Here is an 18,893-nt window from a genome sequence, read left to right on the forward strand (position 1 = left end):
ATGAGAACCATTATCAAACCGGCCCTCGCCCCATCGATCCTGCCTCAGCTCGCGAGCGCCACCGGGGCGACCCACACCGTGGCCTCGCCCGGCAGCTCGGATCCGTCCAACGCGACGGTCGACAGCACGGCGTCGTCGGCCGCAGCGCCCAGATCGAACGGCGCGGTACCGAAGTTCGTCACGACCTCCCACCCGTTCGGGCGGCGGAACCGCAGCACGTCCTCCCGACCCGTGTCGATCCACTCGAGCGTCTCCCCGGTCTGCAGCAGTCGCCGCAGCCGCAGCGCCTCGCGGTACAGGTTGAGGGTCGAGCCGGGGTCGGCGTCCTCCACCTCGACGGCATGCTCCGCGAACCAGCCGGGCTGCGGCAGGTGCGCGCCGGCGGCTCCGAAGCCGTACGAGCTGCCGGACGCCGTCCATGGCAGAGGCACGCGGCAGCCGTCGCGGCCGAGGCCGTCGAAGTCCGCGCCGCGGAAGAACCCGGGGTCCTGACGCTGGTCGGGCGCGATGTCCGCGACCTCGTGCAGGCCCAGCTCCTCGCCCTGATAGAGGTAGGCGCTGCCGGGCAGGCCGAGCAGCAGCAGCGTCGCGGCGTGCGCCCGGCGCAGGCCGCCCTCGCGGTCGAGGCCCTCCTCCGGGCCCCCGGCGCGCACCCACTCGGTGCCCTGCTTGACCGCGCGGCCGCGCAGCGGCGGCAGGCCGTAACGTGTGGCGTGCCGCGTCACGTCGTGGTTCGAGAGCACCCAGGTGGTCGACGAGCCGGCGGCCTGCGCCTGCGCGAGGTTGTCGGCGATGATGCGCTGGAAGTCCGCCGCATCGAAGTCGGCGACGAGCAGGTCGAAGTTGAACGCCTGCCCGAGTCCCTCCGCGGAGGCGTACTTCGCGCGGCGCTCCGGGGTCTCCACCCACGCCTCGGCGACCGCGGTGCGCGGCGGGTCGTACTCGTTGAAGACCGCCCGCCACTGGGCGTAGATCTCGTGCACGTCGTCGCGGTCGATCATCGGATGCGTACCGGAGGTGCGGTCCATCGCGTCGAGCTCGGCGCGCGACGGCAGCGGCTCGGTGAGGTCCTTCGTCAGCATGTGGGCCACGTCGATGCGGAAGCCGTCCACGCCGCGGTCCGACCAGAAGCGGAGCGTCGTGAGGAAGTCCTCGCGCACCTCCGGGTGGTCCCAGTTCAGGTCGGGCTGCTCGACGGCGAAGTTGTGCAGGTACCACTGGCCGTCCTCGACGCGCTCCCAGGCGCTGCCGCCGAAGACCGACACCCAGTCGGTGGGCGGCTCCGCGCCGTCGCGGCCGGTGCCCTCACGGAAGATGTAACGCTCCCGTGCGGCGGAACCGCGGCCGGCGGCGAGCGCCTCCTGGAACCAGGCGTGCTGGTCGGAGGTGTGGTTGGGGACGATGTCGACGACGACGCGGATGCCCCGCGCGTGCAGTGCCTCGACCATGGCGTCGAAGTCGTCGAGCGTGCCGAGACGGGGATCCACGTTCCGGTAGTCCGCCACGTCGTACCCGCCGTCGGCGAGCTCCGACGGGTAGAACGGGCTCAGCCACACCGCGTCGATGCCGAGCTCGGCGAGGTAGTCGGCGCGAGACACGATGCCGGGGATGTCGCCCAGGCCATCGCCGTCGGCGTCCGCGAAGCTCCGCGGATAGATCTGGTACACGGCGGCCTGGCGCCACCAGGTCGCGGTCTTGTCGTCTTCGCGGGTCGCGGTGAGCAGCGAATCGGTCATGAGGAAGAGGCTCTCCTTGTTTCTTGCGGGGGTCGGGTCAGCCCTTGACGGCACCCTGCGTGACGCCCTCCATCACCCAGCGCTGAGTGAAGAGGTAGGCGACGATCGCGGGCGCCATGGCCATCAGGTACGAGGCGAAGGCGACGTTGTAGTTGTTGCTGAACTGGTTCTGGAAGAGGTTCTGCCGCACCGGCAGCGTCTGCAGCGCCGGGTCGGAGATGATCAGCGACGGCATCATGAAGTCGTTCCAGGCGTAGAGGAAGGCGAAGATGCCGACCGTGGCGCTCATCGGCGCGAGCAACGGGAAGATGAGCCGCCAGAACGTCTGCCAGGTCGTGGCACCGTCGATCCGCGCGCTCTCCTCCAGCTCGATCGGGATCGAGCGCAGGAACGCCGTGAACAGCAGCACGCTGAAGCTGAGCTGGAACATGGTGGCGAGGACGATCACGCCGAACGGGTTGTCGAGACCGACGCGCCCGGTGAGCTGGATCTGCGGAAGCGCCACGACGGGGAACGGGATGAACATCGCCGCGAGCAGATAGAAGAAGGAGTACCGGAACAGCCGGCGGTCCCAGTTGCGCACGATCGCGTACGACGCGAAGGCCGCGAGGACGATCGTCGCGATGACCGTCCCTGCCGTGACGAGCAGCGAGATCGCGGCGCCGACCGGGAACTTCGTCAACGTCCACGCCTGCACGAAGCCGTCGATGCTGAACGGCGCCGGCAGCGAGAACGCGTTGCCGTCGACCGCCTGGCCGGTGGTCTTGAACGCCATCGAGATCGTCACGTACAGCGGGATGAGGATGGTCGCCGTGCACAGGATCAGGATGATGGTGCCCGACCAGTTGACGCGCTCCATCTTCTGCCGCTTCCGGCGTCCGTCCGCGGGGATGGTGGTGAGGGTCTCCGTCGACATCAGAACGTGTTCCTTCCGCGGGTCAGCGAGAGCTGGAGGACGGAGATGAGCACGGCCACGATGAAGAAGATCGTGGCGTTGGCCATCTGGTAGGCGTAGTCGCCGCCGTTGAAGCCCGCGATGATCGTCATCGCGACGCTGCGGGTGGCGGTGCCCGGGCCGCCGTTGGTGAGGCCGACGATGATGTCGTAGGCGTTGAGGAACCCCTTGAAGCCGAGGATCACGTTGATGACGACGTATCCGGCGACGAGGGGGATGGTGATGCGGGTGAGCTGCTGCGTGCGGCTGGCGCCGTCGATGCTCGCCGCCTCGTACACCTCACCCGGTACCGATAGGAGCCCGGCGATGTAGATGAGGAGCGTGCCGGGGACCGCCTGCCAGGCGGTGACGATGACGATCGCGACCCAGGCGAGGTCGGGATTGGCGAGCAGGCTCGTCTCCAGCCAGGGGATGCCGGTGGCCGCGCCCGCCGCGGGGATCGAGTTCGAGAACAGGAAGTTGAAGACGTAGGCGATGATGATGCCCGAGATCACCATCGGGATCACGAAGATCGTCCGCAGGCCCGTCTTGAACCGGATGCGGGACGTGAGGCCGACCGCCAGCAGGAACGCGATGACGTTGACGACGATCACTGTCGCGATCGAGAACCCGAAGGTGAAGAGATAGCTCTGCAGGATGGCCGGGTCGCTGAACAGCGCGATGTAGTTCGTCAGCCCGTTGAAGCTCCACTCTCCGATGCCGATGGAGTCGGTGAAGCTGAAGAAGATGCCGATCACGCCGGGGACGGTGATCGCGAGCGTGAAGATCACGAGGGTCGGCAGGAGGAACAGGTAGTAGATCGGCTCGACGCGGCGCGTGTGGCGGCGGATCTTCCGCGGCCCGCCGGTGAGGATCGCGGTGGTGCTCGTCCCGGCGTCGGCGCCGGTGGTCGTGGTCGTGCTCATGGCGCGGACTCCTCTGTCTCGCCCGATGCGGAATCCTCGGAACTCGGGATGGGGGCGCGGAAGGCGATGCGAGCCCAGTCGGCGTCCATGGTGCGGAGGATGGACGACGGGGCGGCGCCGAGGACCATGGCCTGCGCGTAGTTGAAGATCGGGAGGGTCTTCGGGACGAGCACCGAGGGACCCTGGTAGATCCGGCCCTCGTCGTAGTACGGGATCATGCCCTCGATGCGCGGGTCGTCCGGCGGCGCCGCGTCGGTCGTCGGGGTGAACCCGAGCTGCGACGCGTTGTACTCCTCGATGTTCTCGGGAAGGTAGAGGTACTCCAGGAAGTCGCGTGCGGCCTCCTGGTGCTTCGACTCCTCCGGGATCATGACCGCGAGGTCCATGTTCACGCGGACCGCGAGGTCGGCGGGGTCGTCCGTCATGGGCAGCGGGAAGGTGCCGAGGTCGAGGTCGGGGTCGGTCTTGGCGATCTCGCTGAACGCCCACGGCCCCTGCAGGTACATCGCGGCCTCGCCTTTCGCGAAGGCGAGGTTCCCGTCTCCGTACGCCCGGCTCGCGGCGTCCTCGTTCGTGTACTCGTCCGCGAGCACCATCATCTTGTCCATCGGCTCCGCGAAGTCCTTCTCGAAGGAGACCTCCGAGTCCGGGCCGACATCGGTGCCCTCGGCGGCGAGCGCATCGAAGAACGCCAGCACGTCGAGCGAGCCGCCGACGGCGTAGTCGTACCACCCCTGCCCGACCGTCCAGTCGTCCTTGAAGGTGGCGTAGAACGGGTCGATCCCGGCCTCACGGAGGCTGTCGCTGACGGCGAGGAGCTCGTCCCACGTCTGCGGCACCTCCAGGCCCTGCTCGGCGAAGATCTGCTTGTTGTAGATGACCGAGGCGGCCATGACCGAGTACGGCAGGGCGCTGGTGCGGCCCGCGCAGGAGCCGTACTGGTCCATGAGCGGCTGCAGGTCGTCGCGGATCCCGTCGGCGGCCTCGGTGTCGGAGAGGTCGGTGAGCGCGCAGCGCTGCACGAACCGGGCGACCTCGTAGTTGTAGTTGGCGAGCATGATGTCCGGCGGATTGCCCCGGACGAAGCTCGCGGAGACGACGTCGACGCCGGACGTGTCGATCTCCACCCGCACGTCGTCCTGCGACGCGTTGTACTCGGCGACGAGCTCCGTCATGAACGGGATGGCCTCGCGCTTGCTGAACGTGAAGCGGATGGTCTCCGCTCCACCTCCGGCGGCGCAGCTCGTGAGCGCCGTGCCGGTCAGCACGAGGCCGAGCGCTCCGGCGGCCCAGCGCACCGCCCGTGATCGTGTGGCAGACACCATCGTCCTTTCGTAGATCCGCGGAGTAAATCTAGTGAGCGAATTTAGTCCGTCTAGAGGTACTGTCTCATCTGGGCGACAGAAAGGTCAAGGGGAGTGGCAGAGGTCTCGACAGGACTCGGCACCGGCCGCGCGAGTGTGAGCGCGGTGCTCGACTTCGCCTGGACGGCCGGCGAGTTCACCGCCACCGAGGCGATGGCCGGCACCTCGCTCACCCGCTCCACGGCCATCGACGCCATCGACACGCTCGTCACCGCCGAGGTGCTGCGCGAGCTGCCGAACGCGCGCGCCATCGGCGACTACCGCTCCGGACGCCCCGCGCGCCGCTTCGCCCTCGCGGCGGACCTCGGCGTGGTGATGGGCATCGACGCCGGCGACACGCACCTCGCGGTCACCGTCGCGGATCTGCTCGACCGCACGCTCGTGCATCATCGCGTGGAGGTCGATCCCGCGCAGAGCGCCGACGACCGCCGGGCGACGATCCTGCGGCACCTCGCCACCGCGCGCGACGAGGCCGGGGTGCCCCCGGATCGCGTGCTCGCCGTGTGCGCCGGTGTCGCCGCCCCCGTGAACCGCGACGGCATCTCACCCCCGCACCCCGACGGCTTCTGGGAACGCACGAACCCCGGCCTCGCGGACGCTCTGCGCGACTGGGCACCGGTGGTCGAGGTCAAGAACGACGCCCAGCTGGCCGCGATCGCCGAGGGGACGCTCGGGGTCGCCGTCGACTGCCGCGACTACGTGGCCCTGCTCGCCAGCGAGCGCTTCGGCGGCGGCGTCGTCGTCGACGGGCATGTACTGCACGGCGCCCACGGCGGCGTCGGCGAGGGCGTGGTGTTCGACCACATCGTCGGCGTCGGCTCGGCGGTGGGGCTGCGGCACGCGCTGGAGGAGCACGCCCGGGCCGCCGTCGCGGACGGCGAGGCTGCCGCCGACGGACCCATCGGCCGGCTTGTGGCGGATGGGCCGGTCGATCCCCGGTTGGTGCTGACGCTCGCCGCCTCCGGAGACGCCGACGCCCTCCGCGTCGCCGAGCGCGTGGGCGCCACCCTCGCCCGCGTCGTCGGGGTGCTCGGCAGCATGTACGACCCCGCGCGCGTGATCATCTGCGGCGCCGTGGCGGAGAGCATCGAACCCGTGCTGGCCGCCGCCCGCCGGATCCTCCCGGACGAGCTGCACCTGCCCGCACCCGAGATCCTCGCCTCGACGCTCGGCGCGGAGGTCGTGTCAGCCGGGGCCGTCGCGACCGCCCGGAAGGCCGCCCGGGAACGGGCCGTTCCCCGCCTCGCGGAACAGCGTCTCACCGCCTGACCCCCTCCCTCTCCCTCTCCCTCCCCCCGCCAGAACAGGCAAGCACGCGAGTTCAGGCCCCTCCACCCCTGACAGCCTGTTCCCGCGCGAACCCCTGTGTCGGGGTCAGTTGTCGCGAGAACAGGCCCCCGCGCGCACTCAGGCGAACGCGGGAGTTCAGGCTCTCCCACCCCTAGCAGCCTGTTCCCGCGCGAACCCCCGTGTCGCGGTCCGCTGTCGCGAGAACAGGCCCCCGCGCGCACTCAGGCGAACGCGGGAGTTCAGGCTCTCCCACCCCTAGCAGCCTGTTCCCGCGCGAACGCCTGTGTCACGCGTCGCACGGACGGGCTCGCGGTCAGGACAGTGTCGGCGGAATACCGAAGAGGCTGTGGAAGGCGGCCGTGCCGGCGGGAGAGATCGTCACGGCGCGCGAGGTCTGCTGAGCGTGGATCCAGCCCCTGTCACGCGCGGCGCGGAGGAGGACGGCTCCGAGGTGACCCGAGAGATGCGAGCGCCGTTCGGTCCAGTCGAGGCAGCTCCGCACAAGAGGACGACGAGACGACGGCACCAACGCGTCCGGCCCCGCGATGCTCTCGAACAGGTCGCGCCCCGTCGCGGTCACCGCGAGGTCCGGCGTGAGGTGCCCCCGCTCGACGAGCGCGTCGAAGAGGGCGACCCCCAGGCGACCGGCGAGGTGGTCGTAGCAGGTGCGGGCCAGGGCCATGCCGTCTCGCTCCGTCGCCGAACGAAGGCTCGAGACGGGAGCCGCCTTCCCGGCGTATGCCGTCGCGGCCTCGATGATGTGCGCGGCGTCAGAAGACGCGAGGGTGACGTAGGAGTGCCGCCCCTGTCGGCGGAGTGCGACGAGCCGGACGTCGAGGAGCGTCGTCAGGTGCTCCGACGCCGTCGACCTCGACACCCCGGCGGCACGCGCGAGCTCGCCGGACGTCCATGCCCGGCCGTCGAGGAGCGCCAGACACATCTGCACCCGCGTCGGGCTGCTGAGCGCGTGTCCCAGCTGGGACACGGACGAGGGATCGACGATCACGCCACGACGGGGTCGTCGAGGAGCGGCGCGCGGAAGTTGGAGCCGACCCGAGGCCCCTGGGCGAAGTAGTGGCGGAAGGCGTAGGAGAGAGGGTCCCACTTGTCCGTGTCGATGCGGTCCGGTCCGTGCGCCTTCAGGATGTCCTCGTGCACGTGGACCTGCAGGACCTCCGCTTCGACCGCCAGTGCGTCGCCGCCGTCGATCGGGATGATCTGGGCCACGCGCGCTTCGATCTGCACCGGACATTCTGAAATCCGGAACGGGATCACCGCGTCCGACGGGACAGGGGTGAAGCCCCCGAGACTCCACTTGTCCGGCTCATGCCGGTACGCGGGAACCTTCTCGGCGGGAACCGGCGAGCGGCCGGTGGTCGGCGCGATCGCCTCCACGGCGTGCACGAGGTCGGCGGAGGGGAGGTTGATGACGAGGTCCCTGACCCGTTCGATGTTCGCGGCCGCCTGTCCTTCGGCACCGAGCCCGAGCATGTACCGCGTCCCCAGCGCCCATGCGGACGAGATCGGGCTGATGTTCGACGACCCGTCGGGGTTGACCGTGGTGATCAGCGCGACGGGAGTCCCGAAGTACAACACCGGCAGGTCGACGCTCCGCGTGGTTCTCATCCGTCCATTCTCGCCACCCGATCGTTCGGGCCGCGCCGAAGTGTGGACTCCCTCAGTCCACCAGGAGCGCGGGCTCCTCGAGGATGGAGGCGACGTCGGCGATGAAGCGGCTCATGCCGTCGCCGTCGATCACGCGGTGGTCGAACGAGCCGGCGACCGTGGTCACCCAGCGCGGGCGCACCTCGCCGTCGACGACCCAGGGCTTCTGGCTGATCGTGCCCATGGCGACGATGCCCGCCTCTCCCGGGTTGATGATCGGCGTGCCCGCGTCCATCCCGAACACGCCGATGTTCGTGATGGTGATGGTGCCGTTCTGCTGGTCGGCCGGCGGGGTCTTGCCCTCGCGTGCCGTGAGCGTGAGCCGGTTCAGGGCGCGGGCGAGGTCCTTCATGCTGAGGTCCTGCGCGTCCTTGATGTTCGGCACGAGCAGACCGCGGGGCGTGGCGGCGGCGATGCCGAGGTTCACGTAGTGGCGCACGGCGATCTCGGCCCCGGCTTCGGTGTCGATCCAGGCCGCGTTGACCATCGGCGTCCGGCGGACCGCCCAGATCACCGCGCGGGCCATGATGAGCAGTGGCGAGACCTTGATGTCGGCGTAGTCGGGCGAGGCCTTGAGGCGCTTGACGAGCTCCATCGTGCGGGTGGCGTCGATCTCCTTCCACACCGTCACGTGCGGGGCGGAGTACGCGCTCTGCACCATCGCCGACGACGTCGCCTTGCGCACGCCCTTCACGGGGATGGACTCGGTGCGGTCGTCCCCGGCCGCCGACGGGCGCACCGGCGCGAGGCCACGCGCCAGGCCGGACGGGGCCTGCGGGGCGGGGACGGTCTCCTCGCGCACGCTCCCCCACTCCGGGGTCTCGATGTTGCGGAAGACGCTGGCCTGGGAGGCGTGCTTCATGACGTCGTCCCGGGTGACCTCGCCGTCGGCACCCGTGGGCGTCACGCTCGTGAGGTCGACGCCGAGGTCGCGGGCGAGCTTGCGGATCGGCGGCTTCGCGATCACGCCGACCGACGACCGCACGGGGCGCTCGGCCGGGCGCTTGCGCCGCGAGGTCGCGCCGCTTCCGGAGCCGTAGCCGACGAGCACCGACCCGCCGCCCTCCTCGGGCGCGGGCGCCTCCGCCGTCGCGACGGTGCCGGGGGCGACCGAACCGGTCCCCGAGCCGGCCGCAGGGTCGGTCACGAAGGTGATGATCGGGGTGCCGACCTCGACCGTCGCCCCCTCGTCGACGAGCAGCTCGCCGACCACGCCCGCGTGCGGGGAGGGCAGCTCGACCAGGGACTTGGCGGTCTCGATCTCGCAGATGACGTCGTTGATGGCCACCCGGTCGCCCGGGGCCACCTTCCACGCGACGATCTCGGCCTCGGTCAGCCCTTCGCCGACGTCCGGAAGGGGGAAGTTCTGCGTGCTCATGACGGGTCCTTTCGTGGGCCGCGTTCACAACTCAGGAGACTTGAACCGGTGCGCGCCCCTGCGCCCGCGCTGGACGGGTGAAGGGGGCGGTTGTCCTGAGTTGTGAACATGGAACGTCGGTGTCAGTAGGCCAGGGAGCGGTCGACGGCTTCGAGGATGCGGTCGGCATCCGGCAGGTACGCGCCTTCGAGCTTCGCGGGCGGGAACGGGGTGTCGTACCCGGAGACGCGCAGCACCGGAGCCTCGAGGGCGTAGAACGCGCGCTCCATGACGGTCGCGGCGATCTCGCTGCCGAGGCTCGTGAATCCCGGAGCCTCCTGTGCGTAGACCATGCGTCCGGTCTTGCGCACCGACCCGAGGATCGGCTCGTAGTCCACCGGCGACAGCGAGCGCACGTCGACGACCTCGCAGCTCGTGCCCTCGGCCTCGGCGAGCGCGGCGGCCTGGAGCAGCGTCGTCACCATGGCGCCGTGTCCGACGAGCGTGACGTCGGTTCCGGTCCGCACCACCCGCGAGGAGTGCAGCGGGACGGCGGAGGCGTCGAGCTCGACCTCGCCCTTCGGCCAGTACCGGCTCTTCGGCTCCAGGAAGATCACCGGGTCGTCCGAGGCGATGGCCTCCTGGATCATCCAGTAGGCGTCGTTCGCGGTGGACGGCGACACCACGCGCAGACCGGGGGTGTGCGTGAAGTAGGCCTCCGGGCTCTCCTGGTGGTGCTCGACCGCCCCGATGTGCCCGCCGTACGGAATGCGGATCACGACGGGCAGCCGCAGCGACCCCTCGTGCCGGTTGGTGAGCTTGGCGAGCTGGGTGGTGATCTGGTCGAACGCGGGGAAGACGAAGCCGTCGAACTGGATCTCGACGACGGGACGGAATCCGGCCATCGCGAGGCCGATCGCGGTGCCGACCAGGGCCGACTCCGCGAGCGGGGTGTCCAGCACGCGCTGCTCCCCGAAGTCGCGCTGCAGGTGCTCGGTGATGCGGAACACACCGCCGAGCTTGCCGATGTCCTCGCCCATGAGGATGACCTTCGGGTCGTCCTCCATCGCCTTGCGCATACCGGCGTTCAGCGCCTTGCCCAGCGGCATGGTCTCCCGGGTCACTGGCCCTCTCCTTCGAACGACGCTTCGTAGCGGGCGCGCCACGCTTTCTGCTCCTCGATCAGCGGATGCGGCTCGCTGTACACGTGGTCGAACATGAGGTCGGCGCGGGGCGGGCCGAGCTGCACGGTGCGGGCGCGGAGGTCTTCCGCGGCATCGGCGGCCTCGGCGTCGACCTCGGCGAAGAAGCTCTCCTCGGCGCCGCGGTTCTCCAGGAATGCGCGCATCCGGACGATCGGGTCGCGCCCGGCCCACGCGAGCTCCTCGTCGTCGCCGCGGTACTTCGTGGGGTCGTCGCTGGTCGTGTGCGCACCGAGCCGGTAGGTCACGGCCTCGATGGCGCGGGGTCCGCCGCCGGCGCGCGCCTCGTCGAGGGCCACCCGGGACACCGCGTAGCTGGCGAGCACGTCGTTGCCGTCCACGCGGACGCTCGGGATGCCGTACCCGGCGCTGCGCTGCACGAGCGGCACGCGCGACTGCGTGGTGACGGGGACCGAGATCGCCCAGTGGTTGTTCTGCAGGAAGAACAGCGTCGGGGCCTGGTAGCTGGCCGCGAACACCATGGCCTCGTGCACGTCGCCCTGGCTGGAGGCGCCGTCGCCGTAGTAGACGACGACCGCCTCGTCGCGCTCAGGGTCGCCGGTGCCGGTGCGCCCGTCGAACGTGAGGCCCATCGCATAGCCGGCGGCGTGCAGCACCTGCGAGCCGAGGACGAGCGTGTAGAGCCGGGTGTTGCCGTTCTTCGGGTCGGTCGGGTCCCAGCCGCCGTGGGAGACGCCGCGCATGAGCTTGATGATGTCCACCGGGTCCACGCCGCGGATCCGGGTGACCGCGTGCTCGCGGTACGAGGGGAAGATCGTGTCCTGCGCGCGGGCGGCCCGACCGGAGCCGACCTGCGCCGCCTCCTGTCCGCGGCTCGGCGGCCACAAGGCGAGCTGGCCCTGGCGCTGCAGGTTGGTGGCCTGGGTGTCGATCGCGCGGATGCCCACCATGTCGCGGTAGAACTGCGCGAGCTCGGCGTCGGGGATGGCCTCGATGAGCGGCAGGTACTGCTCCGCGGCGGGCGTCGGGGCGACCTTTCCGGTCTCGTCCAGAACGCGCACGAGGGGGGTCTCAGAGGTGCTCACGGTCCCCACGCTACCCGCGTCGGCATGCCGGGTCACGCATACCTAGGACGCCCTCGTATCTCCCCGGAACCCCGAGATTCCGCGGTTCGCAGGGCGGTGCCGCGCTCAGCGGAGGTTCGCCGCGATCTCGAGCACGCGGGCGACGGCCGCCTCCTCGCCGACGGAGATCCGGATGCCGTCGCCGGAGAACGGACGCACGATCAGGTCGGCGTCGACGAACGCCGCCGCGACCTCGTCGGTGCGCGCGCCGGTCGGCAGCCAGACGAAGTTGCCCTGGGCGTCCGGCACCTCCCAGCCCTGCGCTCGGAGCCCCTCGACGAGACGGGCGCGACGTTCGACGATCACGGCGACGCGCTCCAGGAGTTCGGCTTCGGCGTCGAGGCTCGCGATGGCGGCGTTCTCGGCCGCGGACGTGACCGACAGCGGGATGCCGGTCGTCCGTGCCGCGTCGAGCACCTTCTCGTGGCCGATCGCGTAGCCGACCCGGAGGCCCGCCAGACCATAGGCCTTGGAGAACGTGCGGAGGACGACCACGTTCGGGTGCGTCTCGAACACGCGCTCGGCCAGGCCGTCGACGGCATCGGGGGCGATGACGAACTCGGCGTAGGCCTCGTCGAGGATGATGAGCACGTCGGACGGCACACGGTCCACGAACGCCGCGAACTCGGCAGAGGTGACGACGGGTCCGGTCGGGTTGTTCGGGGTGCAGACGATGATCGCGCGCGTGCGGTCGGTCACGGCGTCGGCCATCGCGTCGAGGTCGTGGCGGGAGTCGGCCGTCAGCGGCACCTGCACCCCGGTCGCGCCCGCGACCAGCGGCAGGCTCGGGTATGCCTCGAACGACCGCCAGGCGTAGACGACCTCGTCGCCGACCGAGGCAGTGGCGAGGACGAGCTGATGCAGGATCGCGACACTGCCGGAGGCGACATGGACCTGCTCGGGCTCGACCCCGTAGCGGGCCCCGAGTCGCGCACGCAGGCGGCCGGCGGTGGCATCGGGATACCGGTTCATCGGCGTCGTGTGCTGCAGCGCGTCGAGGACCGAGGGCAGCGGGTCGAAGGGGTTCTCGTTGCTGGAGAGCTTGAAGGCCTCGGGACCGGCCTGCTTGCCCTGGCGATACGGCGCGAGGGAGGCGATGGCGGGACGGATGCGGGGCAGGGTCGGCTCGGTCACGCGTCGAGTCTAGGACGTGCGGCCCGCCACCCTTTCGAGGCCGAGGGCCCGGTGATACCATTCTGGTATGGCTATGACGGTGCGACTCCCTGAGGAACTCGATGCACGGCTCGAAGACATCGCACGAGCCCGGCACGTCTCCAAGCACGCCGTGATCATCGAGGCGGCCACCCGGTTCGCGGACAGCGAGTCCAAGACCGATCGAGTTCTGGCGCTCGCGGACGAGGTGACCGAACGCTACGGCGACGCCATCACGCGCCTCGAAGACGCCTGATCGATGGCCACCGAGTACCTCGAGCCCGAGCAGGCCCTCGCGCTGATCGCGAAGCTCGGCCTGCATGTGCGCGACGAGGGGCTGCTCTTCTCCGCTCTGGCGCGACCCGCCGCCGGCATGTTCGGCGTCGATGCGTATCCGACGTTCGCGGAGAAGGCGGCGGCCCTGATGAGCTCCGTCGCCCAGAATCACGCACTGTTCGACGGGAACAAGCGCACAGCGCTCTATCTCACCTTCATCTTCATCCGGCTGAACGGCTACGACATCACCTTCACGAACGACGAAGCCTTCGAGTTCGTCATCGATGTCGCGCAGAGCCGGATGGATCTCGGGGAGATCGCCCAGGTTCTCGCCGCCCACATCCGTCCGGTGGACGACCGCGGCTGACACCGCGGGCCCCTCGTGGGAGACTGAACGCATCATGCGCTTCATCATCCGGGTCGTCGTCAACGCGTTCGCCATCTGGGTCGTCACGCTCATCCCCGTGCTCCAGGTCACGGTGCGCGCCTTCCCGCCGGGCGAGACGCTCCAGCTCGTCCTGACGCTGCTCGCGGTCGGAGCCCTCTTCGCGCTGGTGAACACCATCATCGGCACGGTCGTGAAGATCGTCGCCTTCCCGCTGTACATCCTCACGTTCGGCCTCATCGGCTTCCTCATCAACGGCTTCCTGCTCTGGCTGACCGCCTGGATCACCAGCAGCTTCGGGTGGGGTCTGACGGTCGAGTCGTTCTGGTGGGGCGTTCTCGCCGCCCTGATCATCTCGATCATCAACGGCATCTTCGGCTTCATCCTGCGCCCGCAGAACAAGCGCTCCCGCCGCGACTGACCCGTCTGCGGACGGCGCGTGCGGCTCACGGATCGGGGAGCACACGCTCCGCGCGGTACTCGGTGCGTTCGACGGTGACGGCGCGGTCGAGGTCGGCCCAGTAGGCGTCGAGAGCCACCGCTCGCGGGTCGGCGGAGGCGTCCACCATCGCCGCGGTCTCGATGTAGTTCTCCAGCGAATGCGTCTCGAGCGCGAGGTCCTGGCGACCGGCATCCGGATCTCCCACCCGACTGGCGGTGAAGCTGTCGGCGGACCCCGTGCCCTCCCTCGCCCCTCCTGCGGCGAGCGCGGACACCGCGTCGTCGGTGTGCCGGAGCTGCACGAGCGTCTGGTCGGCGGGGAGCATCGGCTCGACCGGGCTCCCGGCGGTGATCTGGGTCGTCACCGTGAACGCGCTCTCCATCGACAGGTGCGCTGCGATCATGCCGCCCTGCGAGTGCGCGACGACGTCCACCCGATCCCCGGGTCTCGCACCCGTCGCGGCCAGCGCGTCGAGGGTCGCCTGATACGACGCGGACCGGCCCCCGGTGTAGAGCTCGATGTTCGACTTCATGTCCCAGGCCTCGGGACCCCCGCCCTCGCGCAGCGACATCGAACGGCTGCCCGAGACGTAGACGACGTAGCGCGGAGATTCGCCCGGAACCGTGTACTTCTCGATCGCCAGCTGCGCGCCGCCGGCAGACGGCATACGGCGGAAGGCGCTCGCCAACCCGCTCGGCGCCCCGGCCGGACGGGAGCGCGAGGTGACCGATACCCGCACCGGATCCGCCGTCGCACCGAGCACCATCCCGGGCCGCACGCGCCCCAGCTCCGACGTCACGCCGACGACGGCGCCGCCCAGGAACATCGGCGGGAGCAGCCCTCCGGCGTCGAACTGATCGCCCAAGCCGCGGAAGCGTCGGTCGTCCGCTATCCGTTCCTGCGCGTCGGCCAGCGCGGCCAGACGCTCGTCGGCGGCGAGGAGCAGCCGCAGGCGCCCCTCCACCGCAGCGGCCGCAGCCGTATCCGTCCGCGCCAGCGCCTCCGCCTGCGCCCGCAGCTCGACGACCTCGTACACCTCGGCCATGAGGTCGAGATCGGCGGCCGTCTCCTGGACACGCGCCGCGAGCGCCTCCAGCGCCGTCACTGCGGACCGCAGGGACCACGCCGCCGACGCCAGCGCTGTCCATGCTGCGGAGCCGAGCAGCACCTCGACACACCCCACCGCGTCCTGCACCTCCGCACACACCGGCACGACACCCCGCACCCGCGCCGCGAGCTCCCGGACCTGCGCCGTGTCCACCGCGATCGAGCCGCCGTGGTCGATGTTGAGCCCGCTCATGCACCCGCGACCTCCCCGCGGCACGCCTGCAGCATCCGGCGCACCGTCGCCGTGTCGTCCGACAGCCGCCAGAGGGCCCAGCGCAGCGCCTCGACGCCATCGGACTCCCAGGCGCACGCGTCACGCAGAGCCATCAGCGTGGAAGCCAGATCGTCGAGCCCCGCGAGGGCGGCGTCCAACTCGGACAGCACCCGAGCCCGCAGCGCAGGATCGACACCGGGAGAGAGGGCGGTGAGGGCGAAGGACGACATGGACCCAGCCTCCCGCCCAGGCCGTGTCCGTTGCGGCCAGGGCCCCCTCGGACGGCCGCGACCAGTGGAGAGCCGGTTCTCCCCCAGGGCCGTGCAGGAGGGTCGAGCCGCACCACGATCCGATGCCCGCTGTGCAGGAACGGCATCGACCGGCAGAATGGATCCGTGACAGCCCGAGATCCCTTCCGCGTGATCTTCGTCTGCACCGGCAACATCTGCCGCTCCCCCATGGCGGAGGTCGTGTTCCGGGACCTCGCGGAGCGGCAGGGTCTCGGCGCCCAGATCGTCTCGCGCAGCGCGGGCACCGGGGACTGGCACCTCGGAGAGCGCGCCGACCACCGCACCATCGACGCCCTCGCCCGCCGCGGATACGACGGCTCGCTGCACCGCGCCCGCCAGTTCACCGCCGCCTCCTTCGCTGAGAACGACCTCGTCGTGGCCCTGGACCGCACGCATGAGCGCATCCTCCGCGAATGGGCCGGGGACGAGGATGAGGACGGCAAGGTGACCCTCCTCCTCGCTTTCGACCCCGACGCCTCGACGCATGACGTCCCCGACCCGTACTACGCGGGCCCGGAGATGTTCGATTCGGTGCTCGGTATGATCGAGACGGCGACTCGCGGCTTGTTCCGCCAGCTCGAACCCGCCCTGCGCCTGCCCCGCACGCCCCGAGCCTTCGGGGCCTGATCAGGAGGATTCCCCTGACTTTCCAGCCTTCGCTCCCGCCCCAGCCCCTCAGCCCCCTCGACGGCCGCTACCGAGCCGCCGTCACCGGGCTCGCGGACTTCCTCTCCGAGGCCGGACTCAACCGCGCCAGGGTCGAGGTGGAGGTGGAGTGGCTGATCGCCCTCACCGACCGTTCGCTGTTCGAGACGACCCCGCTGTCGGACGACGACAAGGAGCGCCTGCGCGCGCTGTACCGCGACTTCGGGCAGGCCGAGATCGACTGGCTCGCCGAGAAGGAGGCCGTCACGCAGCACGACGTGAAGGCCATCGAGTACCTCGTGCGCGACCGGCTCTCGACGCTCGGCCTCGACCACATCGCCGAGCTGACGCACTTCGCCTGCACGAGCGAGGACATCAACTCCGCGTCCTACGCCCTCACGGTCAAGCGCGCGGTCGAGGAGGTCTGGCTCCCGGCCCTCGACACCGTGATCGCGAAGCTGCGCGAACTCGCGGTCGAGCACGCCGACGCCGCCATGCTGTCCCGCACGCACGGCCAGCCCGCGACACCCTCGACCATGGGCAAGGAGCTCGCGGTCTTCGCCTGGCGCCTGGAGCGCGTGCGCAGCCAGATCGCCGGCTCCGAGTACCTCGCGAAGTTCTCCGGGGCGACCGGCACCTGGTCCGCCCACCTCGCAGCCGACCCCGATGCGGACTGGCCGACCATCGCCCGCGAGTACATCGAGGGTCTGGGTCTCGGGTTCAACCCGCTGACGACGCAGATCGAGTCGCACGACTGGCAGGTCGAGCTCTACGACCGCGTGCGTCACGCCGGCGGCATCCTGCACAACCTGGCCACCGACATCTGGACCTACATCTCGCTCGGCTACTTCGCGCAGATCCCGGTCGCCGGGGCCACCGGCTCCTCGACGATGCCGCACAAGATCAACCCGATCCGCTTCGAGAACGCCGAGGCCAACCTCGAGATCTCGGGCGCCCTGCTGGCGTCGCTCGGCCAGACACTCGTCACCAGCCGCCTGCAGCGCGACCTCACGGACTCCACCACACAGCGCAACATCGGCGTCGCGTTCGGGCACTCGCTGCTCGCTCTCGACAACCTGCGCCGCGGCCTGAACGCGATCTCGCTCTCGCGGGACGTGCTGCTCGCCGACCTCGATGTGAACTGGGAGGTGCTGGCCGAGGCGATCCAGACGGTGATCCGCGCCGAGGTCGTCGCCGGCCGGTCGAGCATCCAGGACCCGTACGCGCTCCTCAAGGAGCTCACGCGCGGTCACCGTGTCGGTGCCGCCGACCTCGCCGAGTTCGTGGAGGGCCTGGAGATCGGCGACGCGGCCAAGCAGCGCCTCCTCGCGCTGACCCCCGCGACCTACACCGGCATCGCGGAGCGCCTCGCCCGCTGAGGAGCTAGGAGCCCGACTCCCCGGAGTGCTCCTCGACCCTGTCCTTCGGCATGAACGACGCCGCCAGGAGGGTGAGAACCGCGGTCACGGCGACCGCGACGAAAACCCACACCGACGCGTGGACGATCGTCGCGGGGTCGTCGGGTCCCGCACCCTGCGCGATGACCGCGTTCGAGATCGCCCCGAACACCGCCACACCCACGGCGCTTCCCGCTGACCGCGCGAAGGCGTTCATCCCGGTCACCGCTCCGCGCTCTCCCCAGCCGACCGAGGCCTGTGCGGCGATGAGGGTCGGGGCCGCACTCCACCCGAGCCCGAAGCCGAGGAGGAACGCGATGCCGGCGACGACGAACGGGTTCGGCCAGGAGGCGACGGCGGCGAGCGCGACGGCCGCGACGGTCGTGATGCTCATGCCGATGAGAGTGGTACGACGGAAGCCGATGCGCAGGTACAGCCGTCCGGCGTTCGCGGCGGCGAGCGGCCAGCCGAGGGTCAGAGCGGCGACCGCCAGACCCGACAGCAGCGGGGCGATCCCCAGGGACCCCTCGAGGTAGGCCGGGGCGAAGCTCGTCACGCCGAGCATCAGGGCCCCGATGCCGAGCGAGACCAACGTGGTCGTGAGGATGAGCCGACGGGTCACGAGGCGCAGATCGACGATCGGCTCCGCCACCCGGCGCTCGACGAACCCGAAGGCGACCAGCGCGACCGCCCCGATCCCGAAGCAGAGGGCGCTCGGCACGGACAGCCATGCCCAGGCGTTCCCACCCTCCAGCATGCCGAGGATGAGCGCCGTGAGTCCGATGGTGAGCAGCACCGCTCCGCCGTAGTCGATGCTGTGGCGCTGGGTCTGCTTCTGCTCCCTGTACGTGCGCAGCAACATCCATCCGGCGATCAGGCACAGGGGCACGTTGATCCAGAAGATCCAGCGCCAGGCGTCGAGCTGGGCGAAGATGCCGCCGAGTGCGGGGCCCACCACCGAGGAGACGGCCCAGACGCTGGCGACGTATCCCTGCACCTTGGCGCGCTCGGCCACCGTGTAGATGTCACCGACGATGGTCATCGACATCGGCGCGACGGCACCGGCACCGATGCCCTGGATGATGCGGAACACGATCAGCGCCGGCATGCTCCAGGCGAAGCCGCAGAGGACGGATCCGAGCAGGAAGAGGGCGATGCCGAGCAGGATGATCGGCTTGCGGCCCACGGTGTCGGCGAACCGCGAGTAGATCGGCACGCTCACGGCCTGCGCCAGCAGATACACGGAGAACAGCCACGGGAACTGCTGGTAGCTGCCGAGGTCGCGCACGATGCTCGGCACCGCGGTCGCCAGGATCGTGGCGTCGATCGCGATGAGGCCGGTGGCGAGCATGAGCGCGCCGAGGATGGGTCCCCGCTCCGACCGGAGTCCGATGGAGGCGCGGTCGACGGAGGCAGTCACTCCAGA

The 18,893-nt window shown here is 70.2% G+C and carries 19 protein-coding genes; 6 read left to right on the forward strand and 13 right to left on the reverse strand.

The features are described 5' to 3' along the window. Positions 1-44: 44 nt before the first annotated feature. Genes KZC57_RS09270 through KZC57_RS09285 form a run of 4 tightly spaced genes read right to left on the reverse strand, consistent with a single transcriptional unit; the run spans position 45 to position 4,921 of the window. Positions 45-1,736 carry a glycoside hydrolase family 13 protein gene (locus tag KZC57_RS09270; protein WP_083370948.1) on the reverse strand — a complete coding sequence of 564 codons (1,692 nt, stop codon included), beginning with the start codon at positions 1,734-1,736 and terminating at the stop codon, positions 45-47. Positions 1,737-1,773: 37 nt separating this feature from the next. Then, positions 1,774-2,652 carry a carbohydrate ABC transporter permease gene (locus KZC57_RS09275; protein ID WP_060923493.1) on the reverse strand — a complete coding sequence of 293 codons (879 nt, stop codon included), beginning with the start codon at positions 2,650-2,652 and terminating at the stop codon, positions 1,774-1,776. Then, the gene (locus KZC57_RS09280) at positions 2,652-3,596 is read right to left on the reverse strand and encodes a carbohydrate ABC transporter permease (RefSeq protein WP_172400071.1); all 945 of its coding nucleotides are present in this window, start codon (positions 3,594-3,596) and stop codon (positions 2,652-2,654) included. The genes KZC57_RS09275 and KZC57_RS09280 overlap by 1 nt, the downstream gene beginning before the upstream one ends. Further along, positions 3,593-4,921 carry an ABC transporter substrate-binding protein gene (locus KZC57_RS09285; protein WP_281732333.1) on the reverse strand — a complete coding sequence of 443 codons (1,329 nt, stop codon included), beginning with the start codon at positions 4,919-4,921 and terminating at the stop codon, positions 3,593-3,595. Before KZC57_RS09285 ends, KZC57_RS09280 begins: the two co-directional genes overlap by 4 nt. Positions 4,922-5,014: 93 nt before the next feature. On the opposite strand from KZC57_RS09285, the gene KZC57_RS09290 reads away from it, so the two are divergent. Beyond that, positions 5,015-6,229, forward strand: a complete 1,215-nt coding sequence (locus tag KZC57_RS09290) for an ROK family protein (RefSeq protein ID WP_217583766.1) — start codon at positions 5,015-5,017, stop codon at positions 6,227-6,229. A gap of 334 nt (positions 6,230-6,563) precedes the next feature. Here the strand turns inward: KZC57_RS09290 and KZC57_RS09295 are convergent, their stop codons facing one another. The 6 genes from KZC57_RS09295 to KZC57_RS09320 all read right to left on the reverse strand — a co-directional run bounded on the left by KZC57_RS09295 (position 6,564) and on the right by KZC57_RS09320 (position 12,693). Further along, positions 6,564-7,235, reverse strand: coding sequence for a winged helix-turn-helix domain-containing protein (locus KZC57_RS09295; RefSeq protein WP_247641563.1), 672 nt, complete (start codon positions 7,233-7,235; stop codon positions 6,564-6,566). A gap of 17 nt (positions 7,236-7,252) precedes the next feature. Then, positions 7,253-7,876 carry a flavin reductase family protein gene (locus KZC57_RS09300; RefSeq protein ID WP_144881732.1) on the reverse strand — a complete coding sequence of 208 codons (624 nt, stop codon included), beginning with the start codon at positions 7,874-7,876 and terminating at the stop codon, positions 7,253-7,255. 52 nt (positions 7,877-7,928) lie between these two features. Next, positions 7,929-9,293 carry a dihydrolipoamide acetyltransferase family protein gene (locus KZC57_RS09305; protein WP_025102745.1) on the reverse strand — a complete coding sequence of 455 codons (1,365 nt, stop codon included), beginning with the start codon at positions 9,291-9,293 and terminating at the stop codon, positions 7,929-7,931. 122 nt (positions 9,294-9,415) lie between these two features. Continuing rightward, on the reverse strand, positions 9,416-10,381 hold the full coding sequence (locus tag KZC57_RS09310; protein WP_105950862.1) for an alpha-ketoacid dehydrogenase subunit beta: 966 nt from the start codon (positions 10,379-10,381) through the stop codon (positions 9,416-9,418). Positions 10,382-10,392: 11 nt separating this feature from the next. After that, on the reverse strand, positions 10,393-11,520 hold the full coding sequence (locus tag KZC57_RS09315) for a thiamine pyrophosphate-dependent dehydrogenase E1 component subunit alpha (protein WP_247641564.1): 1,128 nt from the start codon (positions 11,518-11,520) through the stop codon (positions 10,393-10,395). Positions 11,521-11,625: 105 nt separating this feature from the next. Beyond that, positions 11,626-12,693 carry a histidinol-phosphate transaminase gene (locus KZC57_RS09320; protein WP_247641565.1) on the reverse strand — a complete coding sequence of 356 codons (1,068 nt, stop codon included), beginning with the start codon at positions 12,691-12,693 and terminating at the stop codon, positions 11,626-11,628. Between the two features lie 67 nt (positions 12,694-12,760). On the opposite strand from KZC57_RS09320, the gene KZC57_RS09325 reads away from it, so the two are divergent. From KZC57_RS09325 to KZC57_RS09335, 3 genes are read left to right on the forward strand one after another with little or no spacing between them, the layout of a single operon-like run. After that, on the forward strand, positions 12,761-12,967 hold the full coding sequence (locus tag KZC57_RS09325; RefSeq protein WP_060922581.1) for a ribbon-helix-helix protein, CopG family: 207 nt from the start codon (positions 12,761-12,763) through the stop codon (positions 12,965-12,967). Positions 12,968-12,970: 3 nt separating this feature from the next. Next, positions 12,971-13,354: a type II toxin-antitoxin system death-on-curing family toxin gene (locus KZC57_RS09330; protein WP_247641566.1), complete on the forward strand. Its 384-nt coding sequence runs from the start codon at positions 12,971-12,973 to the stop codon at positions 13,352-13,354. Between the two features lie 34 nt (positions 13,355-13,388). Continuing rightward, the gene (locus tag KZC57_RS09335; RefSeq protein ID WP_060922580.1) at positions 13,389-13,793 is read left to right on the forward strand and encodes a phage holin family protein; all 405 of its coding nucleotides are present in this window, start codon (positions 13,389-13,391) and stop codon (positions 13,791-13,793) included. 25 nt (positions 13,794-13,818) lie between these two features. On the opposite strand, the gene KZC57_RS09340 is transcribed toward KZC57_RS09335, so the two are convergent. Together KZC57_RS09340 and KZC57_RS09345 are read right to left on the reverse strand one after the other, a co-directional pair. After that, the gene (locus tag KZC57_RS09340; protein WP_247641567.1) at positions 13,819-15,114 is read right to left on the reverse strand and encodes a hypothetical protein; all 1,296 of its coding nucleotides are present in this window, start codon (positions 15,112-15,114) and stop codon (positions 13,819-13,821) included. Next, positions 15,111-15,365 carry a hypothetical protein gene (locus KZC57_RS09345; protein WP_247641568.1) on the reverse strand — a complete coding sequence of 85 codons (255 nt, stop codon included), beginning with the start codon at positions 15,363-15,365 and terminating at the stop codon, positions 15,111-15,113. Before KZC57_RS09345 ends, KZC57_RS09340 begins: the two co-directional genes overlap by 4 nt. Positions 15,366-15,530: 165 nt before the next feature. On the opposite strand from KZC57_RS09345, the gene KZC57_RS09350 reads away from it, so the two are divergent. After that, positions 15,531-16,052 carry a low molecular weight protein-tyrosine-phosphatase gene (locus KZC57_RS09350; RefSeq protein ID WP_174521439.1) on the forward strand — a complete coding sequence of 174 codons (522 nt, stop codon included), beginning with the start codon at positions 15,531-15,533 and terminating at the stop codon, positions 16,050-16,052. A gap of 14 nt (positions 16,053-16,066) precedes the next feature. Beyond that, positions 16,067-17,449, forward strand: coding sequence for an adenylosuccinate lyase (gene purB / locus KZC57_RS09355; protein ID WP_060922576.1), 1,383 nt, complete (start codon positions 16,067-16,069; stop codon positions 17,447-17,449). Positions 17,450-17,453: 4 nt separating this feature from the next. On the opposite strand, the gene KZC57_RS09360 is transcribed toward purB, so the two are convergent. Beyond that, positions 17,454-18,887: an MFS transporter gene (locus KZC57_RS09360; protein WP_217583656.1), complete on the reverse strand. Its 1,434-nt coding sequence runs from the start codon at positions 18,885-18,887 to the stop codon at positions 17,454-17,456. Positions 18,888-18,893 lie beyond the last annotated feature (6 nt).

The sequence above is a fragment of the Microbacterium sp. KSW4-4 genome (assembly GCF_023091185.1).
GTDB lineage: Bacteria > Actinomycetota > Actinomycetes > Actinomycetales > Microbacteriaceae > Microbacterium > Microbacterium paraoxydans.